Consider the following 16,053-nt stretch of genomic DNA (forward strand, 5'->3'; position numbering starts at 1 on the left):
TTAGTAGGTGACGCCGGTGACGACTGTTGTGTTAATACGCATTTTTCGGCTGGTACACGCGAGCGGCAACATTTGCGCCAGAATTCGATCTTCAACCGCGTCAGGCAAGTGCATTTTCTTGACCGCCACCTTTAGCTGCGGGAGCGAGTTCACCAAAGGCGATATGGCCGCCGGAACGCTCCAGAATACGCCATTTACAGGGTAAGCCAGGTGTTTGTGTTGAGCGGGAGCAAAATCCGCTGCCTTGCACAAATGATCGAGTTGCTCGAAGTCTTGCGACAAATATCCGATATTCGGATCTTCCGGGAAAACCAGACCAAGAGCGCTTACAGTGTCTTGCTCGGTCAACTGACAAGCAATTGTCCGCAGCGCCAGGTGTTCGCCGTCGATCATGTTTTCGATCAAGAAGCGATGATAAGCGCTTTGAGTCGTAAATTCCGCATCAATAGGTTCGGCTTGCAGATTCAGGTGGCCGATCAGGTCAAAAGTTTGATAGTCAATGCTCGCCAAATGACCGAGCAATGACGAGAGAGGACCTCTGTCGCAAACTTTGATATCAAGCGGTTGCTCACTATGGTTGCTTGCAATATCGCGAAACGCCAGCCGGCTGGCTTCGTTACGGGCTTGCACAATCACGCTAACGTTTATCCCGCACACGGTGATCTGATCGAGGGCGGTTAGCAGTTGCGCAGGCTCCGAAACGCTGACAAACAAAAGTGCTTTGATTGCGTCTGTAGGGGTGTGGGTTTTTTTCCAGTCCAACCGGTCAGAAAGCCAAGGTCCCAGCGGTCGGCCCATCCGGATGTAATGGGCCAGCGGATCATGCTGTCCCACGGCCTGGGAGTTGAGCTCCTTATAGAAAGCTGGATCAAAGCCTGGGAAAGGTTTACGACGCAATACGCCGCGGCTCCACGAGCGCACGTAGCGACGTATTGCCGAAGCCTCATCTTCCAGTGTGATATTTGCGGGGGTGTAGAAGTCTACGTCCAGTACACCGGCCTCTGCGATAGTTGCACAATCGTTCTTTTCGAATTGGCCCGCAATATTCAGATCCGTGGCAATGTTCACGAGTTTTTCAACATAGCTGGCCATGTTGAACTCACGTGCGGCAACGGCTTTCACTTGCTCGCCAACGCTCAGACGAGTGCTGTGCGAGGATGCCAGGCGAATGATTTTTTCCGCCATGTTGCCAGTGTCCAGATACGGTGCAATGCAATCTGGCGCCAGGCCGTTGCGTTCAAGGACGTCAGCAATCCCTGTGGTACGGTCGAAGCAAAGAACCGGGAGGCCGCGTACCATTGCGTCAATGGCAACGTTCGGCAAGGGGTCAAGGCGCGAGCTGAGCAGCAGCATATCGCTCATCGCGTAAACTTCTTCGATTTGCGCAGTTTCCGAGATGATTGTGAACTGCTCGGCAATTCCGCTGCGCTTGATCTGATCGTACAAATAGACCGAGTAGGCAATATCCGTTTCCGGGTCGTAGTTGTCGCCAATCCAGATGAAACGGCACTTGTGACCGATGGGAGAGTTGATCACTCGAGTAGCGCATTCGATAAAGATGTCCACGCCCTTGCGAAGCTGCACGCGACCGGCACCGAGAATAATGATGGTGTCCGCATCTTGATCTTTCGGGCGCATCTCGTGCTGAAGGCGCATTTTTTCGGCGTTGGCCTGAGCCTCATCCTGCGCTTCTCCTGGCACGGTACTTTTACCCTGAGCCAGAACGGGAATGCTGCAGTCGTTGAGTTGCGGCAGCACTTGCACCGCGCTGTCCAGCGTGACATCCGAGGAGAACACCGTCTGGCTCGCCCAGAGCAGTGCATTCTGGATCGCCGAGCGGGGCCGGGTATATACCGCAAATTCATGAATGAGGCTGACAGCAGGTATATAGCGGTCGGCCAACGGTTTGAGTGCGAGATTGGACTCAAGGCTGTTGACGATCGCGAAATCGATTTTGTACGTATCGAGGAATTCGGCGATGGCCAGCGATGCGCCGATGGGGTTATTGCGATCCAGCGGGCCTGCGACGACGGCTCCGATATCAACGAACGCATCAAACAATGAGCCAGGGCCCAACAACAGAGCAACGACATTGAAATGTTCTGTTAACTGCTGCGCTATGTTCAGACTAAGGATCGGCGCTCCGGTACGCGACGCTTCATGACTGACCAACAATGCAGTCTGCTTACCGTTGCGTTGCAATTCTTCAAGTGAGCAATTCAGCGTCACTTTCGGAACTGTCCCGATACGACCTTCATGCTGTCCATGCATGAAGAAGTGCTGGCGCGGGTCCATGCCGCAATTCGCGATGTCAGGGTACATCGTGAGATAGAAGGCTTCATCGAACTCGACTTCGACAATCGAAGCGGCAACTTCGCACGCTGTCGCAGAACGAGTGTCATCCGGTGTAACTGCTTCGGTTGCAGGCTCCTCGGGCAACTCGGCGACGTCGACCTGTGGCGAATGTACGGGTACCACCGCAGGTACTGGAGGGGCCTGTTCAGCCAGCGGTTGGCGACCTTCACGCAATCCTGCGCCAAGATAATGTTCGCGTGCAGTCATGCCGGCGGCTACTACGTCCGGGTAGCTGCTCATGTAGAACTGATCGTCAAACTCACGACCATTGCTCAATATGATCGCTGGTTTGTTTTTGAAACCTGGTATGAGGCGTAACGATCTCCAGGACTTCGACAAAAAGTAAGTTGCCCAGGAGTTGGTCAGTGCGTCTATCTTCTCGCCTGCTGTTACAAGGCTGCCTTGAGTGGAGGCCAAGGCGGATGACAATTGTCTGATTTGTTGATCAAGTGACTGTATGTGAGCGTCTGCTCGCTCAAGTGCGGACTGATGCTCAGCAATGGTTGACTTCAGTACAGTATTGCGCGCCGTCTGCTCAGCCAGTGATTTTTCAAGGGCCGAGTTTTGAGCGGCCTGCTGGGCAACAAACTTTTCATACGCTGCGTTTTCGGCGGCCTGCCTCACTCGCGCGGCGGCAAGCTCAATATAGCGAGAGGTTTGCTCAAGCTGAAGCGTAGTGAAGCGCGCACGCTGTTCCTCTTCAGACAATTTGAGTCTTATATAGAGAGGCTGTTGGCTCTGTTCGGCTTGATGCTCTTCATTGAGGTGATTGATGTGCTTGTTGAGCGCTTCAATCTGACGGTCTCGGGTAATGATGCCTTCGTTGGCCGCAACGGTAGCGGATTCTGCTTGAGAAAGAAGTTGCAGCATTGGCAGCAGTCGGCGCAACGCCGACAGTAGTGGTTCGAGCCTTTCGTCAAATTCCTGACTGTTGATATTCAGCTCATCAAGCGCGCATTCGAGCAGCAATTTGTAGGTAGGGGCTAGAAATTGCGGATTAATGTCATTTTTGAACAACTCGTCATCGTTGTGTTGGCCGTGCCGCAATCCCTTGTCGAGGAATTGTTCAGCATAGATTTCAAGTTGTTCTTGCGATGGCGCATCAAGTTCGAGTGTGGCGGATATACGCAACAGTTGTTCGTTAGGCGCGCTTAACAGGTTGTCGTAGCTCACGACCAACCGTTTATCCGAATGAGTATTGGCTACCGCCTGCAGCATATGCTCCAGCCAAAGCACATAGGATTTAACGGGGGCAGTCTGGTTGCGGGCAGTCAATGAGGCCGCGACATTCAGCGGATTGCGCAAGGCGATGACATAACCGACTTCGAATCCCAGCTCATCCAGAAGTTTTTTCCAGAAGGGTAGCAGTCGGGTAATGCGCGGATCTTTCATGCCCCAAATCGAAGTGGACGCGGTCTTTTTCCGGACCAGTTCCTTGGCGGTTTCATAGAGGCGGGGGAATTCAGGGAGATCGAACACATTGGCGTCGATGACGCCAACATGGTCGTGCGCCGAGCCCAGCAGGCAGAGAATTTCATTATTAATGGCAATGACGTCGCTGTCTTCCCAGAAACCGGTCGGGTTGTCCGGCCCCGCAGGATGAAGTTCATCGCCCAGGCTAACACCGAGTGCGCTGAGGCCACGGGTCAAAGCGCTGGTTCCGCTGCGGTGCATGCCTAGGACAATGATGATTTTCTTGGTATTCATAACTCAAATGCCTTCAGAAAATTTCAGCGTTGGCACGCATTGAAAGTCGACAATACTGGTAGCCAAGCAATCAGATTCGGTGATGACGCGGAAAGCTGCGATATCCAGCGCACGGTGCAGAAATGTCTCCACTTGATCGGAAATACCAGTAACACCCGCATTCAGAAAGTACATGCCAGGTGTCAGGTTGCATGAAAACTGAAACTGAACCTGCACGCAGCTGCCTGCTTCCACCCACTCCACCGCGTCTGCGACTGAAGGCGCCGAAATAGCACCACCGAGTTCAGCACCGCTCACTGTTTTAATCAGCATGCCGAAGCGCACACGCTCGGCGACCGTGGCAAAGTCGACGTGGTAACGGTAAAAATAGCTGCGCCCACGCACCAGATTATTGACCTTGATGTTGGACTGGGTATAGATCCCGGCGTCGCGAATCCGCGCGCCTTTGTCCTCATACTCAATGGTGCTGTTGGGTTTGAGGTCTGGGTCGAAGCTTTCTTCGATGTCATGTTCGAGCTGGAGAAGTTCCGGCGCCTCGGCATCCGGGTCCACGCCCGTGGGCGCTTGCCCCAAGAGGATCTGCTGACGAATGATTGCTCGGCGATCGGCAGCCGCGTAGAGCATTTTCTGATAGTTCCCCACGACCTGTTTAGGTGCGCCTTGGGTCAGCATGTCGCCGCAATCGAGCAGGATTGCCCGGTCACAGAGTTCGACAATTGCGCTACCAGCGTGCGAAACGAACAGGATCGTTGCGCCTTTTTGACGTATCGCTTCAATTCTCGAAAAGCATTTACGCTGAAACAACTCGTCGCCAACAGAGAGCGCTTCATCAACGATCAGAATTTCGGGGTCAGCGTTGATAGCGACCGCAAATGCCAGACGTACAGCCATGCCGCTCGAATACGATTTGACCTGCTGATCAATGAAATCACCAATGTCGGCAAACGCTTCGATTTCCGCAAAACGATCATCAATTTCCTGACGGCTCAGACCCAATATGGAACCGTTCAGGTAGATGTTTTCCCTGCCGGTAAAGTCTGGGTTGAAACCTGAGCCGAGTTCCAGGAGGGCCGCGATTCGGCCGTTGACCTGTACCGAGCCCTCAGACGCCGACAGGGTTCCGCAGATAATCTGCAATAGCGTCGACTTGCCTGAACCGTTTTTGCCGATGATACCGACTGTCTCTCCACGAGAGACTTCAAAGTTGATGCTCTTTAAAGCCCAAAACTCTCGATAGTATTTGACGTCGGCGTTTTTAAGCTTGCTCTTGATGGGCGCCAACATGAGCTGTTGCAGACGCTGACGAGGCCGATCATAGATATGAAAGCACTTGCTCAGGTTTTCGACACGGATAGCGAGTGTCGAAGGCGGGGCCGGTAATGCAGATTGATCTGCAGTAATCATTTCAGAGGACATCTGCAAAACCCGATCTTGTTTTCTGGAACCACGCATACCCGGCCGCGGCAATAAATACGGATACGATCAAATACGTTCCCAAGCCCATGAAGTCAGGGATTCTTCCCCAAATGATGACTTCTCTCATCTGCTCGATTATGAACGTCAGAGGGTTGAGCAGGATAAGGCCCCGATACTGCTCGGGCAGGGAACTCAGTGGGAAAAATACCGGAGACAGGAACAGCATGATGGTAGTGATGATGCCGGTGGTCTGTCCTACGTCCTGCAGGTAGACGCCTAGAGACGCGAGAATCCACGCCAGCCCCAAGGTCAATACAATCAGCGGCAGCATCACGACCGGCACCAATAGAATGGTGAGGTGAGGAATGCCCTGAAATATGGTGTAGGCAAGAATCAGTACGGAAAGACTGATCAGGCCGTGAAACAGGGCTCCACCCATCGTAATGACCGGAAGCACTTCCAGCGGGAAAACTACTTTCTTTACGTAGTTGACATTGCTCAGAACGATGCTGGGTGAGCGGTTGATGACCTCAGCGAACACAGCATGCACGATCAAGCCGGTAAACAGCATGATTGCAAACATGGTTTTGCTTTCTTCGGTACCGGCGGGAGTAATACCCCAGCGCGATTTGAATACCACGGAGAAAACAAAGGTGTAGACGCTCAACATCATTAGCGGATTGAGAAATGACCAAAGCAGGCCCAGTACCGAGCCTCGATAGCGGCCAATAACTTCACGCTTGGTCATCTGAAAAATCAGATGGCGATGCAATATCAAGTTTTTGGTCAGCCCGTACAGGCTGAATGTCTTTTGCGTAACACTCATTAAAATATCCAGACAAATGAAAGTGATAAGGCGAAGGTGTCGTTGCAGGCCGGCGTCGAAATCGTCCTGCGCAAGAATGGGTTGTCTTGACCGCTTGGGCGCGCATTCTCCCAGACGAGGGAGCGCATCACTAGATCCTTTTGATCAGAACAGCAAGCGCCAGACCCAAATTGCCAAACAGAGTCTGTCGATAGAAGCGTCCAAGCACCATGAGTCTGACTCTTGTGAAGAGCGAGGCTCGGCGAGCCTGTTCGAAGCGTTCAAGGCTCGCGACACTGGCAGGTGCCAGCAGGGATGAGAGTGTATTGAGCGCAGCGACGTTCGTAGAGTTCCATTCGCTGAGATTGCCTTTGAACATGCGTTCAAGACGAGACAGGCGATTTTTCATCGATGTGTTAGCGCCAATCACGTTGTGGCTGTGTTGGCGATAGTCAAGTGTCGGCACGGGATCGTAGTGCACCCGCCCCGCGCAGCCGGACACCAGCAAATAGGCCCACCAGTCATGGCACACCAGCGGAGTGTTGATCGGCGTTTCCTTTAAAAGGGCGCAGGCAGCCTGGTTGATTACCATCGTATTGCCACCGGCGAGATTTTGCATCAATGCATTCTCGAAGCTCGGGCGTTTACTGAACAGTGGCGATAAACCAATGATCTCGGCGTTGGCATTTATGATCCTCGTACGCCCGCAGTACAACGAAGGCAGATCGACAGGTTGCTTCGCCAGCCATTTCACAGCGACCTGTAACTTGGATGGATGCCACAAGTCGTCCTGATCGCAAAAGGCGTAGTACTGATGCTTGCCACATGCTTGCTTGAGGACAGACAGAAAGTTGTTGGTAAAGCCGCTTCTCGGCCCTTGGCTCAATACCAGACGACCTTCACCCCAAGCTTGTTGGTACTGCCGCAAAATGTCGAGCGTTTCATCCGATGAGCCATCGTCTGAGGCATAAACGACCCAGCTCGGGTGCATCTGCGCTGCGATCGAGTCGAGCTGATCCTTGAGAAAGCGGCCACCATTGAACGAACATAGCAATACAGCCACGCTCTCAGTACTTGTTACCGAGCTGTTTAAAGGTACAGCGGCAACCGGGCGTGATAGGTTTGGCACAAGTTCTGACGCTCTTTCCATGATGGCGAATTTGGTAGTCACAGCGCATTGAGCGCGCTAGTTTACCGGGTTTATCAATGTTTTACACGACGCCCACTCGTCGAAAAATCCGCCCTGTCGGGATTACCATCAATTCTCGTTTCTCTTACCGTCATGGCTCGGTTGACTCGTTGGTCAAGCTCAATTCAGCTTGTGTTTTGCTATTTGATCTGCACACTTGGGTATTTCCAGCGGTGTGACATGATGTACGGTAGCGAATCAATCGTTACCTGGCATGTAGAAGGCTTACTACTCACGGGCGACATTCCATTCAGGGAGGCAGGGTGTGTTTCGCTTGTTGATTTCCAAGCCGCGGATGCGGAAGGTGAAAGGAGAAAACACAGGTGAGTGAGGGAAGTATGGATAAAGTCAGGACATTGCTGTTAGGCCTCCCGAGACGGCGCAAACGCCTGATTCAGGTTGCCACGGATATCTTGCTTGTCTGGATTGCCCTATGGCTGGCTTTTATCGTTCGATTGGGCATCGACGATATGTACAACCCCTTCAAAATCCACCTTTGGCTTTTTGCCTCTGCGCCCCTCATCGCCATACCACTGTTCGTACGATTCGGCATGTATCGCGCGGTCATGCGATATTTCGGCAACGATGCACTCATCGCTATTATCAAGGCAGTCAGCCTTTCATCACTGATCCTGGCGCTCGTGGTGTTTTGGTATAGCAATCACGAGTCCGTTGTACCTCGTTCAATAATTTTCAACTATTGGTGGTTAAGTCTGGTCATCATTGGTGGTCTGCGTTTATGCATGCGCCAATATTTCATGGGCGACTGGTTTACGGCCGCTCAGCATGTTCCGTTCACCAGTCGCGACGATGGTTTGACCAAGGTTGCCATCTATGGCGCGGGGGTGGCAGGCAATCAATTGGTGGCGGCGCTTCGCATGGGGCGGGTTATGCGTCCCGTAGCGTTTATCGACGATGATGCGAGCATCGCGGACCGATCTATTTCAGGGTTGCAGGTCTACAAGCCTAAGCACATTCAACAGATGATCGATGTTACCGGGGCCCAGGAAATACTGCTGGCCCTTCCTTCATCCACTCGCGCCAGACGACGTGAAATTCTCAACCTGTTGGAAGGCTTCCCACTACATGTAAGAAGCGTTCCGAACTTCACTGACCTGGCTAGTGGTCGTGTCAGGGTCGAAGACATTCAGGAAGTCGACATCGCCGACCTGCTGGGACGAGATGCAGTTCCGGCTCAGCCGGATTTGCTCAAGCACTGCATCAAAGACAGGACTGTAATGGTGACCGGGGCAGGGGGATCTATCGGATCCGAACTGTGCCGGCAGATATTTTCGTTGCAGCCGACGACGCTTCTGCTGTTCGAGCACAGTGAATTCAATCTTTACAGCATTTTGTCGGAGCTGGAGCAGCGCGCCATCCGTGACTCTACGCCTGTGCGTTTGTTACCGATCCTCGGTTCGATCCGCCATCAGGACAAGCTGCTGGATGTGATGAAAACCTGGAAAGTCGACACCGTTTACCACGCGGCAGCTTACAAGCATGTACCGATGGTCGAGCACAACATCGCCGAAGGTGTGCTGAATAACGTGATCGGTACGCTTAATACAGCGCAAGCGGCATTGCAGTCGGGAGTTTCCAATTTCGTGCTGATCTCGACCGACAAGGCTGTCCGTCCGACCAACGTGATGGGCAGTACGAAACGTCTGGCGGAGCTCACGCTTCAGGCTTTGAGTCGGGAAGTTGCGCCAGTATTGTTCGGTGACAAGGCGAACGTTTCCAGGGTCAACAAAACCCGGTTCACCATGGTCCGTTTCGGCAACGTGCTCGGCTCTTCCGGCTCTGTCATCCCGCTGTTCCATAGCCAGATCAAGGCTGGTGGCCCGCTTACAGTCACCCATCCGAAGATAACCCGCTATTTCATGACAATCCCCGAAGCAGCACAGTTAGTGATCCAGGCTGGCTCAATGGGCCAGGGCGGCGATGTCTTCGTCCTAGACATGGGCGAGCCGGTGCGGATCGTAGAGCTGGCGGAAAAAATGATCCACCTGTCCGGCTTAAGCATCCGTTCCGAGCGAAACCCGCAGGGCGATATCTCCATCGAGTTCACCGGTTTGCGCCCGGGCGAAAAACTCTACGAGGAATTGCTCATCGGGGACAATGTCGCAGCCACTTCGCATCCGATGATCATGAGCGCCAATGAGGATCATCTTCCTTGGGATATTCTGAAAATCCGCTTGGATGGACTTTTGAAAGCCGTGGAAGCCGACGACTACACCCGCGTTCGCCAGCTCCTGCGCGAAACTGTCTCCGGCTACACCCCCGACGGCGAAATCGTCGACTGGATCTACCAGCAACGTCGTCTCGAACCCTGATTGTTTCACATTCTGTAACGCTCGCATTTTTGACTTCTCTACGTGATGACCTACGTTTGGAGAGCAGCTTGGGAAAAGCTGCTTTCTAAAACGATGATGGAGCGTCACTTATGCGTACCGGTTATTTCTATTCGCTGATCTTTGCTTTCCTCACCAGCGCCTCGATTGCTGCGATTGCTGCCCCAGCAGCACCCTCGGAATCGACGAAGGCGCCTCTGATGATGGATGCCGCGACGCTTCCTGCGCAGACTGCCAAGGTCGATCTCAACGGCGCGGATGCGGCAACCTTGCAGAAAGAGTTGGCGGGCGTAGGTGAGGCGAAGGCGCAGGCGATTGTTGCGTATCGGGATACAAACGGGCCGTTTGCGTCGGTGGATGAGTTGCTGGAAGTGAAGGGGATTGGTAAGGCGATTCTGGATCGCAATCGTGAAAAGCTGGAAGTGAACTAAGCTGACAGTTCAACGCCGAGAGGCCGGTCATTGACCGGCCTTTTTATTGGCCACTGATCTGGTGAACGCTGGGAGACTGAAAATTACGGGTATCATATTGAGCTTCTATTATGCCTATAATAAATTTCGCTCGGAATTGTTTCAGCAGTCGAAACGGCTGTTCCAGCGCTGGGGGTTGTAAATGCAGCAGCCAGATTCCAGGACATCGCTATCCGTCGAATATTTGAATTGATAAGGGGTAACCACGGTATGAACCAACGTCGGGTCGTCGTCACGGGCATGGGCCTGGTTTCACCTTTGGGCAGTGACGTTGAGATCGTCTGGCAGCGTTTACTCGCCGGGCGTTCCGGGTTGCGTAATCTGCCCGACGCTGTGGTGGCTGATCTGCCGACGCGGGTTGGCGGCAGTGTGCCGACGGTGGAGGAGGACACCGAGGCTGGGTTTGATCCAGATCGTGCGACGCAGCCCAAAGAACAGAAGAAGATGGATCGCTTCATCCTGTTCGCCATGGAAGCGGCGCGGCAGGCGCTGGAGCAGGCCGGTTGGCATCCAGCCGACGCTGAAAAACAGGAGCGTACTGCGACAATCATCGGTTCAGGTGTCGGCGGTTTTGGTGCCATTGCCGCAGCGGTGCGTACCACCGACAGCCGGGGGCCTCGGCGGCTGTCGCCATTCACCATTCCATCGTTCCTGGTCAATCTCGCAGCCGGTCATGTGTCGATACAGCATGGCCTCAAGGGACCATTGGGCGCACCAGTCACTGCTTGTGCCGCCGGGGTTCAGGCGATCGGCGATGCCGCGCGGTTGATTCGCGCAGGTGAGGCAGACATCGCGGTATGTGGCGGGGCGGAGGCATCGATCGATCGCGTCAGCCTGGCCGGTTTCGCGGCAGCGCGGGCGTTGTCCAGTGCCTACAACGACACCCCTGAGCGTGCCTCGCGTCCATTTGACAGTGGCCGCGACGGTTTCGTAATGGGTGAGGGCGCCGGTCTACTAGTCATCGAGTCGTTGGAGCACGCGCTGGCTCGGGGTGCGAAACCGTTGGCGGAACTGGTTGGCTACGGCACCACGGCCGATGCCTATCACCTGACCGCCGGGCCGGAGGATGGCAGCGGCGCGCGCCGAGCGATGCAGTTGGCGCTGGCTCAGGGCGGTGTGATGCCGGAACAGGTGCAGCACCTCAACGCTCATGCCACTTCAACACCCGTCGGCGACCTGGGCGAGTTGGCGGCGATAAAGGCTGTGTTCGGTACGCAGAACAAAATCGCTGTAACTTCGACCAAATCCGCTACCGGTCATTTGCTTGGCGCGGCGGGCGGGCTGGAGGCGATCTTTACGTTGCTGGCGATCCGTGATCAGGTGGTGCCGCCGACCCTCAACTTTGAAAAACCCGATCCAGCCAGCGAAGGGGTGGACATCGTCCACGGCGAGGCGCGCGCGATCGCGATCGAATATGCCTTGTCCAATGGGTTCGGTTTTGGCGGGGTCAATGCGAGCGTGCTGTTCAAGCGCTGGAAAGGTTGATTGGAAAAAACAAGCCCCGCCATTGCGGCGGGGTTCTTGTCAGCGGTCCTGTGCATCCTTGGCATCCGCTTCGGCATTGCGCTGTGCGACGCGCTTGCGTTCTTCATCGGTCAGTTCGACCTTGTTGGCGGTGTCGCGCAACATCATCAATCCGCCGACAATCGAGCCGATCGCAACGACCAGAATCAACCAGGCATACCAGGGCATAACGGCTCTCCTTAATGGCAGCTCGACGGGCGAGGACTTCGCCGTGCGATGCTGCATACCACCTTTGAGCGAAACGACTTCGCGGTGGTTCCATTCTAGGCGCTTGCACCCGGGGCATCCGAAATTCCTGTAGGCGCTGCCGAAGGCTGCGATCTTTTGATCTTGAAAAGCAAAGATCGCAGCCTCGTTTCACTCGTCAGCTCCTACAGGGGGGCGGGTCGTTACAGGCCTGTGAGCATCGCATCCGCCGGCGCATCGGCACGCAGTTGCCCAGTGAGCATGAAGTAGCAGAACCCCACCGCCATGAAACCGAGGAAAATCAGCCCGATCAGTGTGTTGAACCACGCCATCGCCACCAGGCAAACCACCGCCAGCACCAGCGCGATCAGCGGAACCAGCGGATAGCACGGCGCGCGGAAAGTACGTTCCAGATTCGGTTCCGATTTACGCAGTTTGAACAGGCTGAGCATGCTCATGATGTACATCACGATCGCGCCGAACACGGCCATGGTGATCATCGCTGCGGTGAGTGTCATGCCGCCGAGGTTGATCAGGCCGTCGCTGTAGATCGCCGCGATGCCGATAAGCCCGCCAGCGATGATTGCGCGGTGCGGGGTCTGGAAGCGCGACAGTTTTGCCAATGAGGCAGGCAGGTAACCGGCGCGGGCGAGGGCGAAGAATTGTCGTGAGTAGCCGAGGATGATGCCGTGGAAACTGGCAACCAGGCCAAACAGGCCTATCCACACCAGCATGTGCAGCCAGCCGGAGTTGTCACCGACCACGGTTTTCATCGCCTGCGGCAGTGGGTCGTTGATGTTGGACAAGGTGCGCCAGTCGCCGACGCCGCCCGCGAAGAACATCACGCCCATTGCCAGCAGCACCAAGGTCAGGATGCCGCTGATGTAGGCCTTGGGAATCGTGCGTTTCGGGTCCTTGGCTTCTTCGGCAGCCATGGCGGCGCCTTCGATGGCGAGGAAGAACCAGATCGCAAACGGAATCGCCGCGAACATCCCGGCAATTGCCGGCGCGCCGAAGACGTCGGAACCGGCCCAGCCATTCAGCGCGAAGTTGCTGAAGCTGAACGCCGGTGCGACCACGCCCATGAACACCAGCAACTCAGCCACCGCCAGCACGCAGACGATCAGCTCGAACGTCGCGGCCAGTTTCACCCCGAGAATGTTCAGGCCCATGAACACGATGTACGCGCCGACCGCCGCGTGTTTCGGGTCCAGTGCCGGAAATTGCACATTGAGATACGCGCCAATCGCCAAAGCAATCGCTGGCGGGGCGAAGACGAATTCGATCAGTGTGGCCAGTCCGGCGATCAATCCGCCTTTTTCGCCAAACGCGCGGCGGCTGTAGGCAAACGGCCCGCCGGCATGGGGAATCGCGGTGGTCAGTTCGGTGAAACTGAAGATGAAGCAGGTGTACATGGTCGCGACCATGAATGAAGTCACCAGAAAACCCAGCGTACCGGCCACGCCCCAGCCGTAACTCCAGCCGAAATATTCCCCGGAAATCACCAGCCCCACGGCAATGCCCCACAGGTGCAACGTGCCCAGCGTGGGTTTGAGTTTTGTGTTCATGCGCTTGCTCCCTGAAGGATTGGAAAGCTTCGGGGAGGGCGTGTGCAGTGGGCGTGCCATCGCCGTGAAACAAGTCGTAATGAGTTCAAAGCTGTCGCAGCGGGGATGATTGGCGCTGGATGTGTGGGTTTTGTGCGCCAGTTGGAAGCAGCGGAGTCTGTTATGCCGCCTTCGCGGGCAAGCCCGCTCCCACAGGTTTCTGCGTCGTCCGCTGAATTTGATTCCACCGCATAACCTGTGGGAGTCGGGCTTGCCCGCGATGAGGCCCGACCTGACGCTGCAAAAACCTGCTGTAACGCCGGCATAAACCCACTCTTTACGCTTTCTTTATGACCCACGCCGCGCCTCGCTCTCGTTCCTTTACAGCCTCCTTCCCGACAATCGCTGCACACACGGCAATACGCCGTTACACGGAGATCTTCCATGAGCGTTCTGGACGGGGTGTCACTGCTGTTGGCGGTGGGGCTGTTCATTTATCTGTTGGTTGCGCTGTTGCGCGCGGACCGGAACTAGGAGCGGCTATGCACAGTTATGACTATTGGCTGATCCTCGGGTTTTTTGCGCTGGTTCTGCTGCCGGCGCCGTTCCTTGGGCGCTTCTATTACAAGGTGATGGAGGGCCAGCGCACCTGGCTGACGCCGATTCTCGGCCCGGTCGAGCGCGGTTGCTATCGCCTTGCCGGGGTCGATGCGCAGGCGGAGCAGAGCTGGCAGAAGTACACGCTGGCGCTGCTGGCGTTCAACCTTGCCGGTTTTCTGCTGCTGTTTGCGATTCTGCTGTTCCAGGATCACCTGCCGCTGAACCCGCAAAACCTGCCGGGCCAGGAATGGACCCAGGCGTTCAACACCGCGGTCAGTTTCATGACCAACACCAACTGGCAGTCCTACAGCGGTGAAGCGACCCTCAGCTACCTGAGCCAGATGGTCGGTCTCACCGTGCAGAACTTCGTCAGCGCCGCCACCGGCCTCGCCGTGCTGGTCGCGCTGTGCCGTGGCATCGGCCGTAAGTCGGCGCAGACCCTCGGCAACTTCTGGGTCGACATGACCCGCGCCACCCTCTATGGCCTGCTGCCGCTGTGCCTGCTGCTGGCGCTGTATCTGGTCTGGCAGGGCGTGCCGCAAACCTTCGCCCAGTATGTAAATGCCGTGACCCTGCAAGGCGTCGATCAGGTGATCCCCCTCGGCCCGGCCGCCAGCCAGATTGCGATCAAGCAACTGGGTACCAACGGTGGCGGTTTCTTCGGGGTCAACTCGGCGCATCCGTTCGAGAACCCGACCGCTTGGAGCAACCTGTTCGAAGTCGCTTCGATCATTCTGATCCCGGTGGCGCTGGTGTTCACCTTCGGCCATTACGTCAAGGACCTGCGCCAGAGCCGCGCGATCATCGCCTGCATGCTGGCGCTGTTCCTGATCGGCGGTGCGACCTCGCTGTGGGCTGAGTATCAGCCGAATCCGACCCTGAACAATGCCGCCGTCGAGCAGGCCGCGCCGCTGGAAGGCAAGGAAGCGCGCTTCGGTACCACCGCGACGGTGCTGTGGTCGGTGACCACCACGGCGGCGTCGAACGGCTCGGTCAACGGCATGCACGACAGCCTCAACCCGCTCAGCGGCATGGTCGCGCTGGTCAACATGATGGTCGGCGAAGTGATCTTCGGCGGGGTCGGTGCCGGGCTCTACGGCATGTTGCTCAACGTGCTGATCGCGGTGTTCCTCGCCGGTCTGATGATCGGTCGTACGCCGGAATACCTCGGCAAGAAACTCCAGGCCCGCGAAGTTCAGTTGCTGGTGGTGACGCTGCTGGTGATGCCGGTCGGCGTGCTGGTGCTCGGCGCGATTGCCGCCACGGTTCCCAGCGCTGCGGCAACCATCAGCAACCCCGGCGCGCACGGTTTCAGTCAGTTGCTCTATGCCTACACCTCGGCGAGCGCCAACAACGGTTCGGCATTCGGTGGCCTGGGCGCGAACACGCCGTTCCACAACCTGATGCTCGGCCTGGGCATGTTGATCGGCCGCTTCGGCTACATCCTGCCGGTGCTGGCACTGGCCGGTAGCCTGGCGATGAAGAAAAGCGCACCGGTCGGCCAGAACAGCTTCCCGACTCACGGCCCGCTGTTCGTGACCCTGTTGACCGTGACCATTCTGCTGGTGGGCGGCCTGACGTTCTTGCCGACGCTGGCGCTCGGTCCTGTCGCCGAACATTTAAGTATGGGCTTCTAAGGAATCCATCATGAATATGCCTGCAATCAAACCCGCCGCCGTCAAAGCGCCGGAACAAGCCAAAACCGCGATCTCGGCCCTGTGGCGTCCGGCGCTGGTGCAAGCCTTCGTCAAGCTCGACCCACGGCAACTGGCCCGTTCGCCAGTGATGCTGGTGGTCGAACTGACGGCGATTTTCACCACCGTGCTGTGCTTCCTTCCGGATGCCGACGTGCCGACCTTCGTCGCCGCGCAAATCGCCCTGTGGCTGTGGTTCACCGTGCTGT

General features: G+C 56.1%; 11 protein-coding genes and 1 pseudogene. 6 read left to right on the forward strand and 6 right to left on the reverse strand.

Going from position 1 to position 16,053, the window contains the following annotated elements:
* The 4 genes from D8U60_RS10160 to D8U60_RS10175 form a co-directional block, all read right to left on the reverse strand.
* Window positions 1-4,062: a glycosyltransferase gene (locus tag D8U60_RS10160; protein WP_130900042.1), complete on the reverse strand. Its 4,062-nt coding sequence runs from the start codon at window positions 4,060-4,062 to the stop codon at window positions 1-3.
* A 3-nt stretch (window positions 4,063-4,065) separates the two neighbouring features.
* Window positions 4,066-5,478 carry an ABC transporter ATP-binding protein gene (locus D8U60_RS10165; RefSeq protein ID WP_130900043.1) on the reverse strand — a complete coding sequence of 471 codons (1,413 nt, stop codon included), beginning with the start codon at window positions 5,476-5,478 and terminating at the stop codon, window positions 4,066-4,068.
* A complete protein-coding gene (locus tag D8U60_RS10170) occupies window positions 5,468-6,304 on the reverse strand; it encodes an ABC transporter permease (RefSeq protein ID WP_130900044.1) in 837 nt (278 codons plus the stop codon). The genes D8U60_RS10165 and D8U60_RS10170 overlap by 11 nt, the downstream gene beginning before the upstream one ends.
* A gap of 130 nt (window positions 6,305-6,434) precedes the next feature.
* On the reverse strand, window positions 6,435-7,346 hold the full coding sequence (locus D8U60_RS10175) for a glycosyltransferase family 2 protein (protein ID WP_241663531.1): 912 nt from the start codon (window positions 7,344-7,346) through the stop codon (window positions 6,435-6,437).
* Between the two features lie 464 nt (window positions 7,347-7,810).
* Between D8U60_RS10175 and D8U60_RS10180 the strand changes: the two genes are divergently transcribed.
* The 3 genes from D8U60_RS10180 to fabF all read left to right on the forward strand — a co-directional run bounded on the left by D8U60_RS10180 (window position 7,811) and on the right by fabF (window position 11,778).
* On the forward strand, window positions 7,811-9,805 hold the full coding sequence (locus D8U60_RS10180; protein ID WP_130900045.1) for a nucleoside-diphosphate sugar epimerase/dehydratase: 1,995 nt from the start codon (window positions 7,811-7,813) through the stop codon (window positions 9,803-9,805).
* Window positions 9,806-9,915: 110 nt separating this feature from the next.
* On the forward strand, window positions 9,916-10,254 hold the full coding sequence (locus tag D8U60_RS10185) for a helix-hairpin-helix domain-containing protein (protein WP_130900046.1): 339 nt from the start codon (window positions 9,916-9,918) through the stop codon (window positions 10,252-10,254).
* Between the two features lie 249 nt (window positions 10,255-10,503).
* On the forward strand, window positions 10,504-11,778 hold the full coding sequence (gene fabF / locus D8U60_RS10190; RefSeq protein WP_130900047.1) for a beta-ketoacyl-ACP synthase II: 1,275 nt from the start codon (window positions 10,504-10,506) through the stop codon (window positions 11,776-11,778).
* Between the two features lie 39 nt (window positions 11,779-11,817).
* Here fabF and D8U60_RS10195 read toward each other — a convergent pair whose 3' ends face one another.
* Window positions 11,818-11,985: a DUF2897 family protein gene (locus D8U60_RS10195; RefSeq protein ID WP_016770901.1), complete on the reverse strand. Its 168-nt coding sequence runs from the start codon at window positions 11,983-11,985 to the stop codon at window positions 11,818-11,820.
* A 221-nt stretch (window positions 11,986-12,206) separates the two neighbouring features.
* Entirely contained in the window at window positions 12,207-13,571 is a 1,365-nt protein-coding gene (gene eat / locus D8U60_RS10200) for an ethanolamine permease (RefSeq protein ID WP_130900048.1), read from the reverse strand.
* Between the two features lie 423 nt (window positions 13,572-13,994).
* Between eat and kdpF the strand changes: the two genes are divergently transcribed.
* From kdpF to D8U60_RS10215, 3 genes and pseudogenes are all read left to right on the forward strand, one after another.
* The gene (gene kdpF / locus D8U60_RS10205; RefSeq protein WP_007899818.1) at window positions 13,995-14,084 is read left to right on the forward strand and encodes a K(+)-transporting ATPase subunit F; all 90 of its coding nucleotides are present in this window, start codon (window positions 13,995-13,997) and stop codon (window positions 14,082-14,084) included.
* Window positions 14,085-14,092: 8 nt separating this feature from the next.
* A complete protein-coding gene (gene kdpA, locus D8U60_RS10210; RefSeq protein ID WP_130900049.1) occupies window positions 14,093-15,787 on the forward strand; it encodes a potassium-transporting ATPase subunit KdpA in 1,695 nt (564 codons plus the stop codon).
* A 10-nt stretch (window positions 15,788-15,797) separates the two neighbouring features.
* Window positions 15,798-16,053, forward strand: a pseudogene (locus D8U60_RS10215) (potassium-transporting ATPase subunit B); the annotation flags it as partial.

It is taken from the genome of Pseudomonas sp. Sample_11, assembly GCF_004307505.1.
Taxonomy (GTDB): domain Bacteria; phylum Pseudomonadota; class Gammaproteobacteria; order Pseudomonadales; family Pseudomonadaceae; genus Aquipseudomonas; species Aquipseudomonas atacamensis.